Origin of the sequence: Streptomyces sp. NPDC058246 (assembly GCF_042881985.1) — a bacterium.
GTDB lineage: Bacteria > Actinomycetota > Actinomycetes > Streptomycetales > Streptomycetaceae > Streptomyces.
Window position 1 is genome coordinate 128022 of sequence record NZ_JBHVWZ010000001.1, and the last position, 17514, is coordinate 145535.

The 17514-nt window shown below is 69.1% G+C and carries 11 protein-coding genes; 2 read left to right on the forward strand and 9 right to left on the reverse strand.

Annotated features, from left to right (window positions below):
* The 6 genes from sbnA to ACFVXA_RS00525 all read right to left on the reverse strand — a co-directional run bounded on the left by sbnA (position 1) and on the right by ACFVXA_RS00525 (position 10024).
* The gene (sbnA, locus tag ACFVXA_RS00500) at positions 1–1086 is read right to left on the reverse strand and encodes a 2,3-diaminopropionate biosynthesis protein SbnA (RefSeq protein WP_390023243.1); all 1086 of its coding nucleotides are present in this window, start codon (positions 1084–1086) and stop codon (positions 1–3) included.
* A gap of 205 nt (positions 1087–1291) precedes the next feature.
* Entirely contained in the window at positions 1292–2350 is a 1059-nt protein-coding gene (gene sbnB / locus ACFVXA_RS00505; protein WP_390023245.1) for a 2,3-diaminopropionate biosynthesis protein SbnB, read from the reverse strand.
* Positions 2347–3351, reverse strand: a complete 1005-nt coding sequence (locus tag ACFVXA_RS00510; RefSeq protein ID WP_390023248.1) for a TauD/TfdA family dioxygenase — start codon at positions 3349–3351, stop codon at positions 2347–2349. Before ACFVXA_RS00510 ends, sbnB begins: the two co-directional genes overlap by 4 nt.
* 36 nt (positions 3352–3387) lie before the next feature.
* Positions 3388–6678, reverse strand: coding sequence for an amino acid adenylation domain-containing protein (locus ACFVXA_RS00515; RefSeq protein WP_390023250.1), 3291 nt, complete (start codon positions 6676–6678; stop codon positions 3388–3390).
* 17 nt (positions 6679–6695) lie between these two features.
* Positions 6696–9230 (reverse strand): Pls/PosA family non-ribosomal peptide synthetase, encoded by a 2535-nt coding sequence (locus ACFVXA_RS00520; RefSeq protein WP_390023253.1) that lies wholly within the window; start codon positions 9228–9230, stop codon positions 6696–6698.
* Between the two features lie 446 nt (positions 9231–9676).
* The gene (locus tag ACFVXA_RS00525; RefSeq protein WP_390023256.1) at positions 9677–10024 is read right to left on the reverse strand and encodes a hypothetical protein; all 348 of its coding nucleotides are present in this window, start codon (positions 10022–10024) and stop codon (positions 9677–9679) included.
* Positions 10025–10161: 137 nt separating this feature from the next.
* Here ACFVXA_RS00525 and ACFVXA_RS00530 point away from each other — a divergent pair, with 137 nt between their 5' ends.
* Positions 10162–10641 carry a MarR family winged helix-turn-helix transcriptional regulator gene (locus ACFVXA_RS00530; RefSeq protein ID WP_390023259.1) on the forward strand — a complete coding sequence of 160 codons (480 nt, stop codon included), beginning with the start codon at positions 10162–10164 and terminating at the stop codon, positions 10639–10641.
* Positions 10642–10896: 255 nt separating this feature from the next.
* Here the strand turns inward: ACFVXA_RS00530 and ACFVXA_RS00535 are convergent, their stop codons facing one another.
* Positions 10897–12909 (reverse strand): N-acetylmuramoyl-L-alanine amidase, encoded by a 2013-nt coding sequence (locus tag ACFVXA_RS00535; RefSeq protein WP_390023261.1) that lies wholly within the window; start codon positions 12907–12909, stop codon positions 10897–10899.
* 314 nt (positions 12910–13223) lie between these two features.
* Positions 13224–14669, reverse strand: coding sequence for a glyceraldehyde-3-phosphate dehydrogenase (locus tag ACFVXA_RS00540; RefSeq protein ID WP_383735371.1), 1446 nt, complete (start codon positions 14667–14669; stop codon positions 13224–13226).
* 214 nt (positions 14670–14883) lie between these two features.
* On the opposite strand from ACFVXA_RS00540, the gene ACFVXA_RS00545 reads away from it, so the two are divergent.
* Positions 14884–15444, forward strand: a complete 561-nt coding sequence (locus ACFVXA_RS00545) for an NADPH-dependent FMN reductase (protein WP_362015877.1) — start codon at positions 14884–14886, stop codon at positions 15442–15444.
* A 173-nt stretch (positions 15445–15617) separates the two neighbouring features.
* Here the strand turns inward: ACFVXA_RS00545 and ACFVXA_RS00550 are convergent, their stop codons facing one another.
* A complete protein-coding gene (locus tag ACFVXA_RS00550) occupies positions 15618–17357 on the reverse strand; it encodes a xylosidase (protein WP_383905847.1) in 1740 nt (579 codons plus the stop codon).
* Positions 17358–17514: the final 157 nt, after the last annotated feature.

Here is a 17514-nt window from a genome sequence, read left to right on the forward strand (position 1 = left end):
TCACCGGGTCTTGCGTTCCTGGACCTGAGGGCGGTGGCCGCCCTTGTGGTCGCCGCTCTTCAGGTCCAGCCGCCGGCCCCACCGTGCGGGTGGCGTGGGGGAGGGGGCCCACGAACGGGCCGTCACCTCGTTGGAGTCGAGCACCTCGGCGCCGTAGAGATCCTGGAGCCAGTTCGCCTGGTAGATGGTGTCGAGGTAGCGCTCGCCGAGGTCCGGGCCGATCGCCACGGCGGTGAGTTCACCCGCGTCGTTCTGGGCCAACCAGTCCGTGGCGCCGCTGACCACCGTGCCGGTCGAGCCGCCGAACAGGAATCCGCGCCTGGCCAGTCGATGGCACATACGAATGGTGTCCGCCTCCTCGACACGGATCACCTCGTCCACAAAGGACTCGTCGAGCAGCGGGGGGCGCATGCTCATGCCCAGGCCGGGAATCATCCGCCGGCCGGGCGGACCGCCGAAGGACACCGAGCCGACGCTGTCCACCGCGACGATCCGCACCGGCCGGTGCCACTCGCGAAAGTAGCGCGCGCAGCCCATCAGGGTCCCGGTGGTGCCGGCACCGACGAAGAGCACGTCCAGCCGCGGGAACTGGCGGGCGATCTCCGGCGCCGTCTTTCGGTGGTGCGCCTTCCAGTTGCTCGGGTTGGTGTACTGGCTGAGCCACACGTACCGGTCGTCGGAGGCGCACAGGGCGCGGACGTACTCGATCCGCGCGCCGAGATAGCCGCCGTTGGCCTCCTGCCCGGCGATCATGTGCACCTGACTGCCCAATGCCTCCATCATCATCCTGGTCGACAGATTGCCGCGGGAGTCCGTCACGCACAGGAACCGGTAACCCTTGCTTGCCGCGATCATGCTCAGCGCCACGCCGAGGTTTCCGGAGGAGGACTCCACCAGGATCGACTCCGGGGTGAGGACGCCCTCCCGCTCTGCGGCCTCCACCATCTCGATCGCGGCCTTCAGCTTGATCGAGCCGGCGAAGTTGAAGCCCTCACACTTCAGGAAGAGCGAGTGCCCGAGGATCGACCGTAGGTCGACATAGAGATCGTCTTCGTTGTAGGCGTGGGGAACGGATATGACGGGCACGACGGTCTCCTCTATCTGGAGCAGAGCTTTCGGAATGTCCGTCCGACCTGGATGGGCTTCCCGCTCTTGTGGGCGGGAGCCTCGGTCAACCGAGCCGTACGGGGCCCTGCGTCAGCGGCCGCTGTCTCGTGGGGTCTGATCTGCGGCGACTTGACCGGTGATCTCTCCTGGGATCAGGCCTGCGCAAGCCTCCTGGGCTCTGGGTTCATCCGTACCGGCTCAGTTCGTGGAAGAAGCCGTCGACGACGTGCAGCTCCCCGCTGCGGACCACTTCGTCGTAGACGTACTTGCCGACCGCGAGATCGAGCACCCCGAGGCCGAACGGCGAGAACACCACCGGCCTGTCCGCCGGAACCGTGACCCGCCCGGCCATCACGTCGTCCAGCGTGCCGTGCACGAAGTCCCGGTTGCCCGTGAGCTGCTCGGCCAGATGCGGCGAGGTGTTGGCCTTCAGGCAGTGCTCGATGTCGTCGACGATGTTCGTCGAGGCGAGCAGGATCTCCGGCGCCAGATCGCGCAGCGACACGTGCAGCACCAGCGGGTTGTGCGCGAACCAGGACCGGTCACCGACATGCGGCTGACCTGCCACGGTGGCGAAGACCAGCAGGTCGCTGTTGCGGATCAACTGCTCGGCGCTGTCGTGCACGGTGACCCGGCCGGGGGTGCCCGACTGCTCCAGGTAGCACCGGAAGCCCGCCGCGCTGTCGGCGGACAGGTCGTGCACGCCGATGTCGTCGAACGACCAGCCGGTGTCGGCCAGGAAGGCGTGGATGTAGCGGGCGATCAAGCCCACCCCGAAGAACCCGACCCGTGTCGGTCGCGGCCGGTCGCGGCTGAGCCAGTCCGCCGCCGCCGCTGCCGACGCGGCCGTCCTGGTGGCGCTGATGATCGAGCTCTCCAGGCAGGCGAACGGGTAGCCGGTTTCATGGTCGTTGAGGATCAGCACGCCCGAGGCCCTCGGGATTCCGGACGCCACGTTGTCCGGGAAGCTGGAGATCCACTTCACGCCGTCCACCCGCGTCTCCCCGCCGATCGAGGCGGGCAGCGCGATGATCCGGGAGGACGGGCGGTCGGGGAAACGCAGGAAGTACGACGGTGGGTTCACCGAATCTCCGGCGCCGTGCACCCGGTAGGTGGCCTCGACCAAATCCACGATCTGTTTCTGACGTCCGTCCAGCGCGCGCTGGACCTGGGCACCGGAGATCACCGCGAACGGCGGCACGGTCGTCGCGGACTGCGGTGCGGGGGAACCGGTTGCGGTCATTCTGAGGTCACCTCGACGGTCGGAGAGCAGTCGGCCAGACGCACCGGGTCGGCCAGGGCGACGAGCACTTCGCGCGGTCCCTCGAAGGGCTCCCTGCTGTGTGCGGTGCGAACGTTGTCAACGAGCATCAGGTCGCCGGCCTGCCACGGCTCGCGCGCGGTGTGGGACTCGTAGACGTTGTTGAGCAGCTGCACGACGTCCTCGCCGATCGGGTCGCCGTTGCCGAAGCGGGTGTTGAACGGCAGCCCGTCGGCGCCGTAGACGTCCACCAGGTACTCGCGCACCTCGGCGGCCATCGTCCACTCGTTGAGGAACGCGATCTGGTTGAACCAGCAGCGTCGGCCGGTGGCAGGGTGGCGCACCACGGCGCTGCGGCGCTGTCTGGTGCGCAGTCCGCCGTCGGTCTGCCACTCGAACGTGATCCCGTTGGCGTGGCAGTAGCTCTCGACGGCGGCACGGTCCTCGGTGCCGAACGCCTCGGCCACCGACGCCCCGATCTCGTCGTTGTAGCTGCGGGTGAGCAGCCAGCCCTCCCGCTCGAACCGCTCGGTCAACTCGGCGGGCAGCGCGTCGAGTACGGTCGGTGCGTCGGCCACCGCGGTCGCCCCGCCGTCGGTGGGCGCGGTGAGACAGGCGAACATCATCAGGCCGGGGAACTCGAGCGTGTAGCTCAGTTCGTGGTGCATGCACATCGGCTGGTTCGGCGGCCACTTCGTCGAGGAGTACACGCCGTCGGAGTAGGTCTGCCGCGGAGCGAAGACCTCCTTCTCGGTCATCAGACCGGTGGCCAGCGCCGAGAAGACGGCGCCGGTCTCGGCCGCCTCGCGCAGCCCGAGGCCGCGGACGAGGACGCAGCCGTGCTCGGCGACGACAGCGCGCAGCGCGTCCCGGTGCTCGGCCGCCCAGCTCGGCGCGGAGACGGTCGCCTCGGCCCGCAGGAGCGGAGGTCTGCCGGGTTTCAGTTCCACGTCGGCCAGCGACGCCGTGGAGAGGGACGACATCTCGATTCCTTTCCGTTGCCACTCAGGAAGAAGCACTCAGGACGAAGCGAACAACTCGGCGGCGCGCAGCACCGCCTGTGCCGCCTCGGTCGGACGGGTGCGCGGGAAGTAGTGGCCGCCGTCGGCGAGTTCGTGCAGATCGACCTGTTCGGCCAGGAGCCGCCAGTCGCGGTACCGGCGCCGGTACCCCGCCGTGCTCGGGTCGTCGGCGGCGACGACCACGGTGACCGGGGCGGACAGCCTCGGCGCCGGCGGGGAGTCCAGGGCGTCGGCGAAGTAGCGGTGCGCGCTGACGCAGTCGTGCCGGTAGGCGGCACCGACGTGCTCGGCGTGCTGCGCGTCCAGCTCACCGAGTTCGGTGTACCCGCCGTCCGCGGTGAGCTTCGCGGCGATCTCGGCGTTGCTTCGCCCGGTCAGCTCGGTGATGGTGGCGCGCCGGTCGGTGGAGTCGCCGAGCAACTGCGCGCCGAGGAACACCCGTTGGACGTCCACTCCGCGTTCCTGCAGCCTTCTGGCGGTCTCCACGGCCAGCGCGGTGCCCGAGGAGTGACCCCACAGCAGGACCCGGGTCAGGCCCCGCCGGGTGATCTCGGCGACGACCTGGTCGGCCACCTGAGTCATCGGCGCGAAGGGCTCGCGCTCGGCGGCCACGTCGTGACCGGGCAGTTCGACGGCGTAGACCGCGGGGCCACCGCCCTGCAGTGCCCCCGCCATCGGCCGGAAGTTCACCGCGTTGCCACCGGCGTAGGGAAAGCACACCAGGGCCGTGGCCTGCGCCCCGTCCGGTTGCGACAGAGGCTGGAGGAGTGTGGAGCGCGGTTCGGATCTGCCGGCGGCCGGCCCGGAGCTCGGCCGGGACCTGCCGTCGACCACCCCGGCCAGATCGGCGAGGACCGGGTGACGGGTGACGTCCTTGAGGGACACGACACGGTTCAGGGTGACCGCCAGTTTCACCGCCGACAGCGATGTGCCGCCCCGGTCGAAGAAGTGGTCCCGCCGTCCGATCTGGTTCTGCGGGATGCCGAGCACCTTCGCCCACGCGGCCGCGAGCTGCTGCTCGGTCGGTGTGTTCGGCGCGTGGTAGTCGGCCTGGACGACGTCGAGTTCACCGGCGAGCGCCCGCAAGGCCTTTTTGTCGATCTTGCTGTTGGCCGTCAGCGGCAGACTCTCGCGCCAGTGGAAGGCCGACGGGACCATGTAGTCGGGCAGGGAGTCACCGAGCCGGTCCAGCAGGACGTCGACTTCGAGTGGCTCACGGCCGGAGTAGAACGCCACCAGATGCTTGCTCTGGTCGGCCCGCTCGGCGACCACCACCGCCCCGTCGCGCACACCGGGCACCCGCAACAGGGTGTTCTCGATCTCGCCGATCTCGATCCGGAAGCCACGGATCTTCACCTGGCTGTCCCGGCGGCCGAGGAACTCCAGCTTGCCCTCGGGCTGCCAGCGGCCGTAGTCGCCGCCCCGGTAGAGCCGGGCGCCCGCCCGGTGCGGATCGGTCAGGTAGGCCTGCCGGGTGCGCTCCGGATCGTTGACGTATCCGCGGCCGACGCAGACACCGGAGAAGACGATGAGACCGGGGGCGCCGAGCGGCACCGGGTTCAGGTGCTCGTCGACGACGTACACGCGCACGTTGTTGACCGCGGGGCCCAGCAGGACCCGGTCTCCGTCGGGCGCGCGGTCCATGACCTCGTGGTTGGTGTCGTCCGAAGTCTCGGTGAGCCCATAGGCGTTGACCAGTTTGATCCCGGGCTGGACGTCGAACCAGCGCTGGGTGAGCTCCTTCTTCAGCGCCTCGCCGGTGACCGACACGCACCGCAGGTCCGGCAGCTCGCGCGGGTGCTGCGTCAGACAGGACACGACGACGTCCAGATACGAGGGCACGAGCTGGAGGACGGCGACCCGGCCTTCGACGACCTTGTCGACGAACCGCTGGACGTCCAGGATCACTTCCTGCTCGACCAGCAGGGTCCGGCCCCCGACGAGGAGCGCGGACACCAGCTGCCACAGCGAGATGTCGAAGCACTGGGGTGCGGTCTGGGCGACCACCTGGCCCTCGCCGATCTCCAAGTCGTCGATCTTGGCGTAGAGATGGTTGAGCATGCCCGCGTGCTCGCACATGGCGCCCTTGGGCTCCCCGGTGGACCCCGAGGTGAAGTAGATGTAGGCGAGCTGGTCAGGGCCGACCTCGGTGCCCGGATCAGTGTCGGCGTGATCCTCCTCGTAGGCCGCGTCGATGAACACCGTCCGGATGCCGGGCAGCGAGCCGAGGGCCTGGTCGAGGGTGGCGGTGCTGCCGTGTTCGGTCAGCACGAGGGCGCACTCGGCACGGGAGAGCGTGGTGGCGATGCGACCGGCGGGGAAATGCGGCTCGATGGGCAGGTACGCGCCTCCGGCCTTGAAGACCGCGAGTACCGCTGCCAGCCAGTCCAGGTTGCGCTCGGTCACCACCGCGACCACCCCCTCCCGGCGCAGCCCTCGCGTCAGGAGGGCGCGGGCCAGCCGATTGGCCCGGGAGTTGAGCTCGCGGTAGGTCCACTGCCGTTCGCCGTGTACGGCCGCGACGGCTTCCGGGTGTGCCTTGACCCGCTGCTCGAACAGCTCGTGCACCCGCAGATCCGGCAGCTCCCGGCGCGGCCCGGCCAGCCCTTCGAGCTGGAAGTGGAGTTCCTCGGCGGAGAGCAGGCTCTCCCGCCCGTGCTCGGCATCCGGATCGGCGGCGATCAGCGCGAGCGTGGTGACGTGATACCCGGCGATGCGGCCGGCGACGTCCGCGTCCAGTACGTCCGTCCGGTACCGCAGCCGCAATACGAGCCGGCCGGCCTGCTGCGAGAACCCCACCCTCAGGACGGTGCCCTCGGCCAGGTCGTCCCCGAACCCGCTCGGATCGAAGACGGCCTCGAACGGCGGTTCGGTCAGGCCCAGCTCGCGCCTGAGCTCATCGACCGGAAAGTCCTTGTGTGACAGCAGTTCCGACTCGGCTCGACGGGCGTTCAGCAGCAGCGTCCGCCACGTATCGGGTTCGGTCGTCAGACGGCAGGGCAACGGCCGGTCGCCCTCGGCGGTCACATAGCCGGACACGACCTCGCGCTCACCGGACAGCGCGGCCAGCACCTTGGCGTGCGCGGCCAGCAGCACCGAGTCGAGCGGCACGGCCATGCCCTCCGCCAGCCGGCGCAACGGTCCTACGACGTCTTCCGGGATCGTCGTCTCGTGGTCGGCGACGCCCGGCACCGGATCGAACGTCCACCGCGGTAGGGCGGTGAATCCACCGGCTACGAGCTCACCGCGCCAGAAGTCCCGGTCGGCTGCGTCCACTTGCGCTCCCATCGAATCCTCCCCTCCACTCACGGTCGGCACGGTGCTGCAGGCCGCTGGTCGGGGGCGTCTCGCATCTCCACGGCGGGGTTTCCGCCCCACCGAGCGTGTTCCGGGACTTCCTCGCCCTTCATGAGGAAGGAGTCGGGCGCGAGCACCGCACCGTCGCCCATCGTCACGCCGTAGTGGACGTGCGCGCCGACACCGAGGGTGCAGCCGACGCCGATCGTGCTGCGGTCGGACTTGAACGTGCCGTCCTCCTGCGAGTGGCACTGGATCTTGCTTCCCGCGTTGAGCGTGCAGTCGTTCCCGATGGTGGTGAGCATCCGCTCCGTCAGATGGCAGCCGTCGTCGAAGACCCTGCTGCCGAGCCGGACACCCAGCAGCCGCCAGATCACGTTCTTGAAGGGGGTGCCGTTGAAGACGTTGAGGTACGTCTCGGGGACCTTCCAGAGGCGCTCGTGCCACCAGAAGTACGGGTCGTAGATGGAACACAACTGTGGTCGCAGCCCGCGGAATGCCACGACCCCGCGTTCCACCAGTACGAAGAAGACGGGGGTGAATGCAAGGCTGAAAACCAGGAACACTGCGATCAGTACATGCCCGTAGGAGTCGTACAGATCGACGTCCGCGAGGCCGACCACCGTGAGTACGAAGAAGTAGAGCCACCGCACGAGCAGGAGCAGGGCCATCGAGCGGATGTTGTAGCGGTTCTTCGCGGCGAGACTGCGGCGGAACTCCTCGCCGTTGCGGAGATGGTCGAACCGCGAGTCGCGCTCGACCGACCGGGGAATCTCGAAGCACGGCGAGCCGAGCAGGCCCACGCCCTCGCGCACCTCACCGTCGAGCGGAATCATCACCTTCGTCGCGAGGAGGCAGTTCTCGCCCGTCCTGGCACCGGCGGGGTAGGCGATGTTGTTCCCGATGAAGTTGCGTGGCCCGATCGAGGCGCGGGACACCCGGAAGGACGTGCTGGAGTAGTCGGCGTTGACGATGGAGAGGCCGTCGGCGACCATCGTTCCGCTGCCGACGGACACCAGATACGGGGTCTCGTGCTGCACTTCCGTGCCGAAGTTCGACCCGGTCTGCTCGACCCGGGACAAGTCGTATCCGAGGCCCCGCAAATAGAGGACGATGTAGGAGCTGTCACCGAAAAGCCATTTGAAGAACTTGATGTTGGTCATGCGCGCGATCGCCCGCTGCGTCGAGTAATGAAAGCCGTACAGCGGATAGACCTTGCCCGGTTCGACGACCAGGTTCAGCAGACGCGGAACGGTGAACAGTACGGCCATGCCCAGTACGACGAAGCCGAAGAACAGCACGAACGACAGGGTCAGCGCGTCGATGTAGAGAGTCGGCGAGGTGAACCCCACCGAGCCCGGGCCCAGCCGGTCGTGCAGCACCGGAACCAGGTGCACCAGCATGTAGGCGCCCCCGACGGTCAGTGGCACGTACAGGAAGAACAGCTGAAGCACGGTCACGAGGCCGAAGCCGGCCCGGCGCAGCGTGCCGCACTTGGCCGGCCCGATCCGGACGTAGTCATGGTCCGTGAGCTGTGCCGGGGATCCGTGCCAGTGCTGGCCGTCCGGGACCGCCTGGCCGCTGTAAAGGGTCGACGTGTGGCCGAGTTGAGCGCCGTCGCCCATCGACGTGTCGATGTCGAGCACGGTCTTCTCACCGATGAACACGTCCCGGCCCAGGGTGACCCGGCCGGTCTGGATACGGCCGGCGTGTGCCCGGTAGCAGAGGAAGAACGAGTCTTTGCGGATGACCGTGCCGGCGCCGATCGTCAGGAGGTCGGGGCAGACGGGAATGGTGCGGGACAGGATCGTGACCCCCTTGCCGATCCGTGCGCCCAGGGCTCGCAGATACAGCACGTACAGGGGATTGCCGACGAAGAAGATCATCGGGTTGGCGTGGATCAGCACCTTGACGGTCCAGAAGCGCAGATACGTCAGACCCCAGATCGGGAAATCGCGCGCTCTCCACCTGCCGATGAGCAGCCATTTGGCCGCGATCGGGAAGGTGCACAGAGCGACGAAGCCGGCGCCGCCGAAGACGACCGACCGCAGATAGATGTGGATCACGTCCGAGCCGGCGGAGATCCAGGCATAACCTCGGTCGGCAACAAATCCGAGGAGGAAGGAATATCCCAGGAAAAGCAGGAACTGCAGGGTTCCGCACAGCACGTACCGCAGTGTGCTGGCCGGTGTCACCACCTCGGCCGGCGCCGGGACCGGCGACTCGGCAGGGGCGGGCGCGGCGTCCGCGAGCCCGGTCGCCAGGCCGCGGATCGTCGGGTGCCGGTAGATGTCCTTCATCGACGCCGACGGAAGGTCCGGGCGCTTCCTGACCCGTGCACAGAACTGTGCCATCACCAACGAGTTGGCGCCGAGGTCGTCGAAGAAGTGGCTGTCGACCGGCACCCGCTCGACGGACATGACGTCGGCCAGCACCTCGGCGAGGTCTGTCTCGATGCCGGTCTTCGGGCCTGTGCGCCCACGTTTGCCGATCGCAGATTCCTCCGGCCCAGGCGTCAGGACTTCGACGGACTTCTCCTCCATGCGAGCTCCTTGAGGAACTTTCGAGCGCCGTCGGCCACTACGGCTGGCGCCCGGTACTCGCGCTTTTCGATGTCCGGAGCGAGTGATCCGGAAGTCATGAGGTGGGGGTCTGATGGCCGGTTCCTAAACCGGTGTTTAGTCTCCAATGTCCACCGGCGGGCTGCCACTCGAACACGATCACGTGGTCGCGGCAGTGGCACTCCACGGCGCCGACGGGGGCGCGCCGCCGGACGCCTGGCGTCGGCGGCGCACGGCGCTCGCCGCCCGATTCAGGCCTCACCTGCGATTCCGTCCTACGGGGACGGCACTGAGTTGGGCACGGGTCGCGCCCTACTGCATACGAGTGGCGTGCGCCCGACCGGTGGAGGAAGGTTGAGTCGGAGTGGCCCCCACGTGCCGAGGCGCCGTCATCCGCGCGCGGCGCGACACGTCGAGTCGCCGCGTCCTCAGGCGCCGTGCGGCAGCCGTTCGTCGCGGAGAAGTTGAGCGGTCACCGACCACAGGGTGCGCTGGGCCGATTCGGCGCGGCCCGTCTCCGGGCACTCCAGGGGCTCGGCGGTCCTGGCGGCGAAGTAGCCCCCCGTGATGCCGGCGAACGCGGGGTCGGTCGCGAGCCGCACGATGATGTCGGCACCGTGCCGTGGAGTGCCGGTGCCCACTCCGGTGAGGGCCTTCTCCAGGGCTCCGGCGAGCGGGAGTTCACATCCGAGCCCGGTGGCGTTGAAACCCGGGCACAGGCAGGTCACCGCGACGCCGGTGCCGTCGAGCTGCCGGCCGAGTTCCTGGGTGAACATGATGTCCCACAGGCCATCACGATGACGGGCCGCGCGGGAGTCTCCATGGGTCTGCCTCCGCTTTATGTTGAGGTACCTCATTAACGGGACATGTGCTGAGGTACCTCATTGGTTGACCGTGCTGAGGAGCGATGACCATGAGTGATGCGACAGCGGCGCCCGTCGAGTCGGGACTGCGGTACCTCACGATCGGCCACCGTCTGCGCAGGGTCGTCGACGACGCGATGACTGCCGGAGGGCTGTCCCTCGCCCGGACCAAGGTGCTGCGGGTGCTCGACCGCCGCGGTGCCGTACGACAGACGTCACTCGCGGCAGACCTCGGCCAGGCTCCCCGGTCGGTCACGCAGGCCGTCGAGGCGCTGGAGCGCGAAGGGCTGGTCGAACGGGCGGCGGACCCCGACGACGGACGCTCCAAGCTCGTCAGCCTCACCCCGCAGGGCGCGGCGGCGCTGGCTGCCGGTACGGCGGCGGGCGAGCGCATACTGCGCGAGGTCTTCGGGGCGATGGGGCCCGAACGGCTGGCGGACCTGGACGGACTTCTCGACGCGATCGAGGCGGGCCTGGCGGCGGCCACTCCTGGGCACGAGGCTGACCCGCCGCTGACTCGCGCCTCCTGACGGCGGCTCGCCGGAAGGCGCCTGCGTCGGCTGCATGCTCCTGCGTCGGCTGGGTGCTCCTGCGTCGGCTGGATGCGCGTACGTCGGCTGGAAGCAGCGTCCCGCCGGTGCAGGGCACCGGCGGGACGGCGTCGGGTCCGCGCTGTTACCGGCACGGCGGTGATGGCATGGGGTCTGCGAAGTGACCGGCACGGTGGGAGGACCGTTCCGGATCCGTCCGTCGGGTGGGGTGGTGCGGACCCCCGGCTTCGGGTGTCAGTGCCGAGGGCGGGGTGCCGAGCGTCCGGACTGCGGTCCTGCCGCGGCCGGTGCCCTCACCACATCCACGTCGTTCGCCCGGACGTAGGCGATCCGGTGGCCGAACTGGATCTCGTAGTACTGCTCCTGGCCCTTCACCACCGGGTTGGGGGTGTCGCCGAAGGACGACCTGTCGATGTACGAACCGGCGAGGCGGGCCTGGGTCACATACCGCTGGCCCGCGGAGAGGTTGTACGGGAGCGGTGCCTCGGGCTGCTCCGGCACGTCCTCCGGGTAGGCCTCCTCCTCCGGGAGGGCACGCCCGTACACCGGGATCTCGCTCAGTCCGTCCTTCGGCGTCACCATCTGGCCGCTCGCACCGACGGCGGTCGGGTGCTTCTCCGGGTTCTTGAACCACGCCTTGTGGCCCTGGTACCAGATCGCCGTCCAGTCGCCGCTGCGATCGGCGACCGCGAAGGTCTGGCCGGCGGAGACCCGCGACCCGAGGTCGTTGACGTCCTCCGTGGAGTCCTCGCCGTCCGGGCGCCGGCCCGGGTCCTGGATCAGCGGGGCGTCCTCGTGCGGCTCGGTGTACAGGCGGACGGCGCTGGAGCCGTGCGGCGCACACGGCACCCCGCCCTTGGTGCACCCCGTGAACGGCGGCTTGTGGGTGGCGAAGTCCGGCAGCATGGTCACCATGTCGCTCCTCGAGGCGGCCGTGGCATGCAGGGGCGCGCCCAGGAGATCGAAGTAGTGCCGCCAGTCCCAGAAGGGGCCGGGGTCGTCGTGCATGTCGGGGATGGAGTCGGCGGTCGGGGACGGGACGTTGTCGTGGCCGAAGATGTGCTGCCGGTCGAGCGGGATGTCGTACTTCTTCGCCAGGTACCGCACCAGGCGGGCCGAAGCCCGGTACATCTTCTCCGAGTACCAGGTGTTCGGCTGCCTGAGGAATCCCTCGTGCTCGATGCCGATCGAGCGGGCGTTCACGAACTGGTTCCCGGAGTGCCAGGCCGTGTCCTTGGTCCTGACGTGCTGGGTGATGTGGCCGTCCTTGGAGCGGATCGAGTAGTGCCAGGACGCCTCGGTCGGATCCTGCACGGTCATGAGCATGGACGCCAGGGGCGCCTCGGTGTCGTGGATGACGATGTACTCGATCTTCTGGTCCCTGGGCCGGTCGGCCAGGTCGTGGTTGCCGTAGTCGCCGTCATCGATCTCGACGTACGGCGCGCTGAGCCAGGAACAGGACAGCTCGGACGGGCACTCGACCTCCTTGGGCCGCTTCGGGCCCTGCGGGCGCGGGGTGCGGGGGTGCACGCCCGGGCTGGCGGGGAGGGTGACCTGCTGCTTCGCGTCGGTGGTGCGCTGCGCGCCCCGGCGGATCAGCGCGAAGACGTCGTTCGCGTACGTCGCCGCCGACGCGGTGTCGCTCGTGCCCGGGAAGCTCGCCACCGCCTCCCACCAGTCCGCCGGGTCGGCGCTGAGCGGCTTGCCGAGCTTTCGTTGCGTCGCCGCCAGGAGGGCCGCGCCGCCGCGCACGTTGGCGGCGGCGTCCGTCCGCAGCCGCCCCGCCGGCGCTCCGATCAGACGGGCGGCCCGCCGCAGGTCCGCCGGCTCCTCGGAGCCGCCGCCCGAGGAGTTCGCCTCGGGGGCGGACGGGTCCCCCGCCGACCCCGCCAGCGGCTGGGCACCCTTGTGGTTCGGCGCGGCCTGGGCCTGGGCTTGAGCCTGGGCCTGACGGACGTCCACCAGGTGCATCGGGCCGTAGCCGCCGACGACGCTCGGGGCGCCCGGATGGGAGTCCCATCGCGACTGGAGGTAGGACACGCCCATGAGCACACTCCGCGGCACGTGGTACTCGTCCGCGGCGGCGGTGAAGGCGTTCTGGAGGCGTTGGTCGGCCGCGGTGCCCACGAACGCCGGCGGGCCGATCAGCACCGGCAGCAGGAGCGCCGCCGACGCGGCGGTCACGCAGGCGATACGGCGGCATCCGCAGATGGTCCTGGGGACTCGGGGGGCGACAGGTTTTCTCATTGCAAGGGTCTCCTACCTGCTCGTCGCAATAAGGACAAAGGAGTTGCCCTTCACGCCTCCCGTCGTACGTTTCCGTGCCTGTCACGCCACGTCGCGCCAAGTGTCACCGGCGTGGACCAGCCGCACGGCATAGGCCACCCGGTCGGCGGTAGCCCGGCCCCTCCCGCGGCAGGTCGGGACGGCGAGAGCAGGCCGGCGGCCGGTGGCGACTCTTCGGCGCCGGGCGGCCGCCCGGCCCCGAACAGTCCTCTGGCCCGGATGCGTGCGCGCATCCGGGCCAGAGGAAGAGGAGCGTGGGTCAGGCTCGGCAGAGATCAGATCGCCGGGCTCGGGTACGTCGGGTACTCCACCCCGGAGACGTGCTGGACGACGCGGATGACCTGGCAGGAGTAGCCGAACTCGTTGTCGTACCAGAGGTACAGGATCGCGTTGTCGCCGTCGACCTTGGTGGCCCCGGCGTCGACGATCGAGGCGTGGCGCGAGCCGATGAAGTCGCTGGAGACCGAGTCGGGGGCGGTGGTGAAGTCGATCTGGCGCCTGAGCGGCGAGGTCAGCGAGACGTCGCGAAGGTGGTCGAGGACCTCCTCGCGGGTGGTCTCCCGCCCCAGCCGCAGGCTGAGGATCGCGATCGAGACGTCCGGCACCGGGACGCGGATCGAGCTGCCGGTGATCGGCGCCTTGAGGTCGGGCAGCGCCTTGGCGACGGCGGAGGCGGCACCGGTCTCGGTGATGACCATGTTGAGCGGCGCCGAGCGGCCGCGGCGGTCTGCCTTGTGGTAGTTGTCCAGCAGGTTCTGGTCGTTGGTGAACGAGTGGACGGTCTCCACATGGCCGCGCAGCACGCCGTACTCGTCGGCCATCGCCTTCAGCGGCGGGACGATCGCGTTGGTGGTGCAGGAGGCGCAGGACAGGATCTGCTCGTCCGGCTTGATCGTGTCGTGGTTGACGCCGTGCACGATGTTGGGGACGTCGCCCTTGCCGGGCGCGGTCAGGACGACCTTGTCGATGCCGGGGCGCAGGTGCTGGGACAGTCCCTCGCGGTCGCGCCACCTGCCGGTGTTGTCGATGAGGATGGCGTCCTTGATGTCGTACGCCGTGTAGTCGACCTCCGACGGGTCGCTCGCGTAGATCACCTTGATCTCGTTGCCGTTGGCGATGATCGTGCTGTTCGCCTCGTCGACGGTGATCGTGCCCTGGAACTGGCCGTGGATGGAGTCGCGGCGCAGCAGCGAGGCGCGCTTGACGATGTCCTGCTCGCCGCCCCGGCGGACGACGATGGCGCGCAGCCGCAGGCCGTTGCCGGAGCCGGCCTTCTCGATGAGCAGGCGGGCCACGAGACGGCCGATGCGGCCGAACCCGTAGAGGACGACGTCCCGGCCCTCGCCCCGCTCGATCTTGTGGGCACCCGTGGCGCCGGCGACCGCCCCGGCGGTGAACTCCTCCACCGAGAGACCGCGGTCGTCGGTCTTGTACGTGGCGGCGAGCATGCCGATGTCGATCTGGGACGGGCCGAGATCGAGCGCGGTGAGAGCCCGCAGGAAAGGCAGCGTCTCGGTGACCGAGAGCTCCTCACCGGCGATCTGCCGGGCGAATCGGTGCGTCTTGAGGATGCTGACCACCGACTTGTTCACCAGGGAGCGGCTGTGAAGCAGGATCGTGACGTCCCGTTCGCGGTGCAGCTTCCCGATGAGCGGGATCATCGACTCCGCGATCTCCTCGCGGTTCTTCCAGTTGGTGAACGAGTCGTCGTTGACAGTCACAAGTTTATCTTTCGAGCTAGGCGGCGCTCATATGCTAAACCGTCGCCGTGTTGATCATGTACGGGGTGCCCACCCCGAGCGGAACGGCGTGGGGAGGCGTGGTGGGAAAGGGCGCTCCGTCCACCGCACACGGTGCGTTTCCTGGCATCGGCGCCCCTGTACGGAGGCGCTCGTCCATTGCCGGACCGCGGCGGCAGGGCGGTAGGTTGAGCGGATGTCCACGCTGCCCGTGATCCTGTTGTTGTCAGGGAGTTTGAGATCCGGCTCCACCAACGAGTCCGTACTGCGCACCGCGCGGACCGTGGCGCCCGGGCGGGTGCGCACCGTCCTGTACGACGGCCTGGCGGCGCTTCCGCACTTCAACCCTGATGACGACCAAGATCCGTTGCCGATGCCCGTGGCCGGTCTGCGGCAGGCGATCGAGCAGGCGGCCGGGATCCTGATCTGTACCCCGGAGTACGCGGGCACCCTGCCGGGTTCCTTCAAGAACCTGCTGGACTGGACGGTCGGCGGCACGGAGATCTGCGACAAGCCGGTGGCCTGGGTCAACGCCGCCGCCCAGGGCCGCGGCCACGGCGCGGAGGCCACCCTGCGGGCGGTGCTCGGCTACACCGGTGCCGACATCGTGGAGGCGGCCTGTGTGCACCTTCCCATGGACCGCGGGATGGTCGGCGAGGACGGTCTCCTCACCGATCCCGGGGTGCGTCGGCAACTCGGCGACGTACTGGGGCTGTTGGCGGCGTCGTCCGAACGGTCCGCGGCGGCCGGCCGGTGACGCCCCGGCCGTGACGCGCCGTCGGTGAGACCGTCGACGACGGTGCGCACGCGCCTCGTCCGGTCGGCGCGCGCCCGCTGCACCTTGTGGAACCACGGGCGCGCGGACAGATCCGGTCGCGCTTCGGCCCCTCGCCGGGCGCGACCGCTCACATCACAGCCGCACAGGCCGGGTTACGCGGTGATCAGGGTGAACTTCTCCCACGGGCCGATGGCGGTCCGGTCGGCGATCAGCGCGGAGTCGCCGGCGTCCTCGGCGGTGACGTACTTGCCGGTGGCCGAGGCCAGCAGGCTGACCGTTCCGTCGCTGTTGTGGACGAGTTGGAAGGTCTGGGCCCGGCCCGCCGAGGTGCTGTCCGCGATCAGCGGCGAGGAGCCGGCCGTGACGAAACGGGAGTCGGCGTGCGAGTACAGCGCGATCGTGCCGCTGCCCGCGTCGACCATGTCGAACTTCTCCCAGGTGCCGACGGCCGTCCGGTTGGCGATCAGTGCGGAGGTCCCGGTGTTCTCGGCGGTGACGTACTTGCCGTTCACGCCCGCTTTGAAACTGACCACCTGGCCGGCGACGGGGAGCGTGGGGCGGGTGGCGGTGAGGGCGATCTGCCCCTTGAGCATGCGGCCGCCGTCGCCGGTCAGACGCAGGTAGTAGTCCGAGGAGCAGGCGGTGCCGTCCTCGTCGAGGGCCAGGATCCCCGAGTCGGAGGGGACGGACGCCTGGGTCTCGGCGGTCTTGGCGATCTGGTTGCCCTCGTTGTATTCGTCGAACATCGAGATATAGATGCCCTGCGCGCCGAGGCGCACCATGTTGTAGAACTGACGCCACATCAAATCACCGTGGGCGCGCTGGCGTTCGGAGACGTCTCCGGGCAGGACGCAGGGCTGGTAGTCGATGCCCTTGGCGTCGCACTCGGCCTGATCGCCCTTGTTGACGTTCTCGTAGTAGTTGTCCGAGTCGGCGGCCTTGCCGATGGCGCCGACCATCCACGGCGAGATCATGTTGAACGCGTGGAAGACGTCGGTGAAGCCGGCCCGGGTGCCCGTGCCGCCGGTCCGCCAGTCGTGCGGGATGCCGCCGATGACGTAACAGCCCTGGTTCTTGAACCAGTTGACGACATCCAGACAGGCGGAGGCGGAGAAGTCGCGCTTGTCGTCGTTGAAGCCGAATCCCCAGACGCAGACCACCGGCTTGCCGTTCTGCGTGGCGTAGGCGGACGAGGAGGTGTACGCCTTCATCTTGTCGGTCCAGTCGGTCTTGATCTCCGACTGCATGCTCGTCCAGCCGGTGACGTCGTACATGATGTAGAACTTCACACCCTGCGCCTCGGCGGCGCTGCGGACCTTGGCCGCCATGTCGTCGCGCGTCGGGCCCTCGCCGCCGGTCGGGTTGAAGCGCTGGAGGGCCGCGGTGTCGATGCCGTACTGCTTCATCCACTTGAAGTGCGTGTCGACGGTCTGCTGGTCGTACGAGGAGAAGAGGGTGGCGGGGTCGCCGTTGCCGAGGGCCGCGTAGGCGGTCTGGTAGGTCTGGGTGTATTCGCGCATGTCGGGCCAGGACTTGATGCCGGTGTTCGACGGCGAGGGGGCCTTGCTCATGTCCTTGGCCCAGTGCCACCAGCCGTTGATGGGGGAGGAGTCGCCCTTGGCGGCGAACCAGCCCTGGTAGCCGACGGAGATCTTCCCGACGACGTCGCCCGGGGCGCTGCCGGCCGCGGCGGTCGAGGAGGTGGTCGCCGCCTTCGCCACGCCGAACGCCCCGACCGCGGCGGCCACCGTGCCGGCGGCGGTCGCGCCCAGAACCTTACGACGCGACCAGGACTTCTTGCGATGTGACAAAGACACGGAAGGGCTCCCATCGTCCACGCGGTGTGAAATCTCGCTCATGACTGGGGGAGGGACCGGCCGCGGCCTCGGCATAACAGAAAACGCCGGGTAATTTTTCGCGGCGCTCGACGACAGGTCGGCGGCCCTGGCGCGGGGGCGGCAACGGCGGGGCGTCGGCCGGTCATCGGCAATCGTGCCGCTTTTGTGGCTCGGGTGGCTCGGGTGGCTCGGGTGGCTCGGGTGGTACGCG

Coding starts and splice junctions, on each gene's coding strand:
- sbnB (WP_390023245.1), bottom strand. CDS start 2,350: ATGACCGCAACCGGTTCCCCCGCACCGCAGTCCGCGACGACCGTGCCG.
- ACFVXA_RS00510 (WP_390023248.1), bottom strand. CDS start 3,351: ATGTCGTCCCTCTCCACGGCGTCGCTGGCCGACGTGGAACTGAAACCC.
- ACFVXA_RS00515 (WP_390023250.1), bottom strand. CDS start 6,678: ATGGGAGCGCAAGTGGACGCAGCCGACCGGGACTTCTGGCGCGGTGAG.
- ACFVXA_RS00520 (WP_390023253.1), bottom strand. CDS start 9,230: ATGGAGGAGAAGTCCGTCGAAGTCCTGACGCCTGGGCCGGAGGAATCT.
- ACFVXA_RS00525 (WP_390023256.1), bottom strand. CDS start 10,024: ATGTTCACCCAGGAACTCGGCCGGCAGCTCGACGGCACCGGCGTCGCG.
- ACFVXA_RS00530 (WP_390023259.1), top strand. CDS start 10,162: ATGAGTGATGCGACAGCGGCGCCCGTCGAGTCGGGACTGCGGTACCTC.
- ACFVXA_RS00535 (WP_390023261.1), bottom strand. CDS start 12,909: ATGAGAAAACCTGTCGCCCCCCGAGTCCCCAGGACCATCTGCGGATGC.
- ACFVXA_RS00545 (WP_362015877.1), top strand. CDS start 14,884: ATGTCCACGCTGCCCGTGATCCTGTTGTTGTCAGGGAGTTTGAGATCC.
- ACFVXA_RS00550 (WP_383905847.1), bottom strand. CDS start 17,357: ATGCCGAGGCCGCGGCCGGTCCCTCCCCCAGTCATGAGCGAGATTTCA.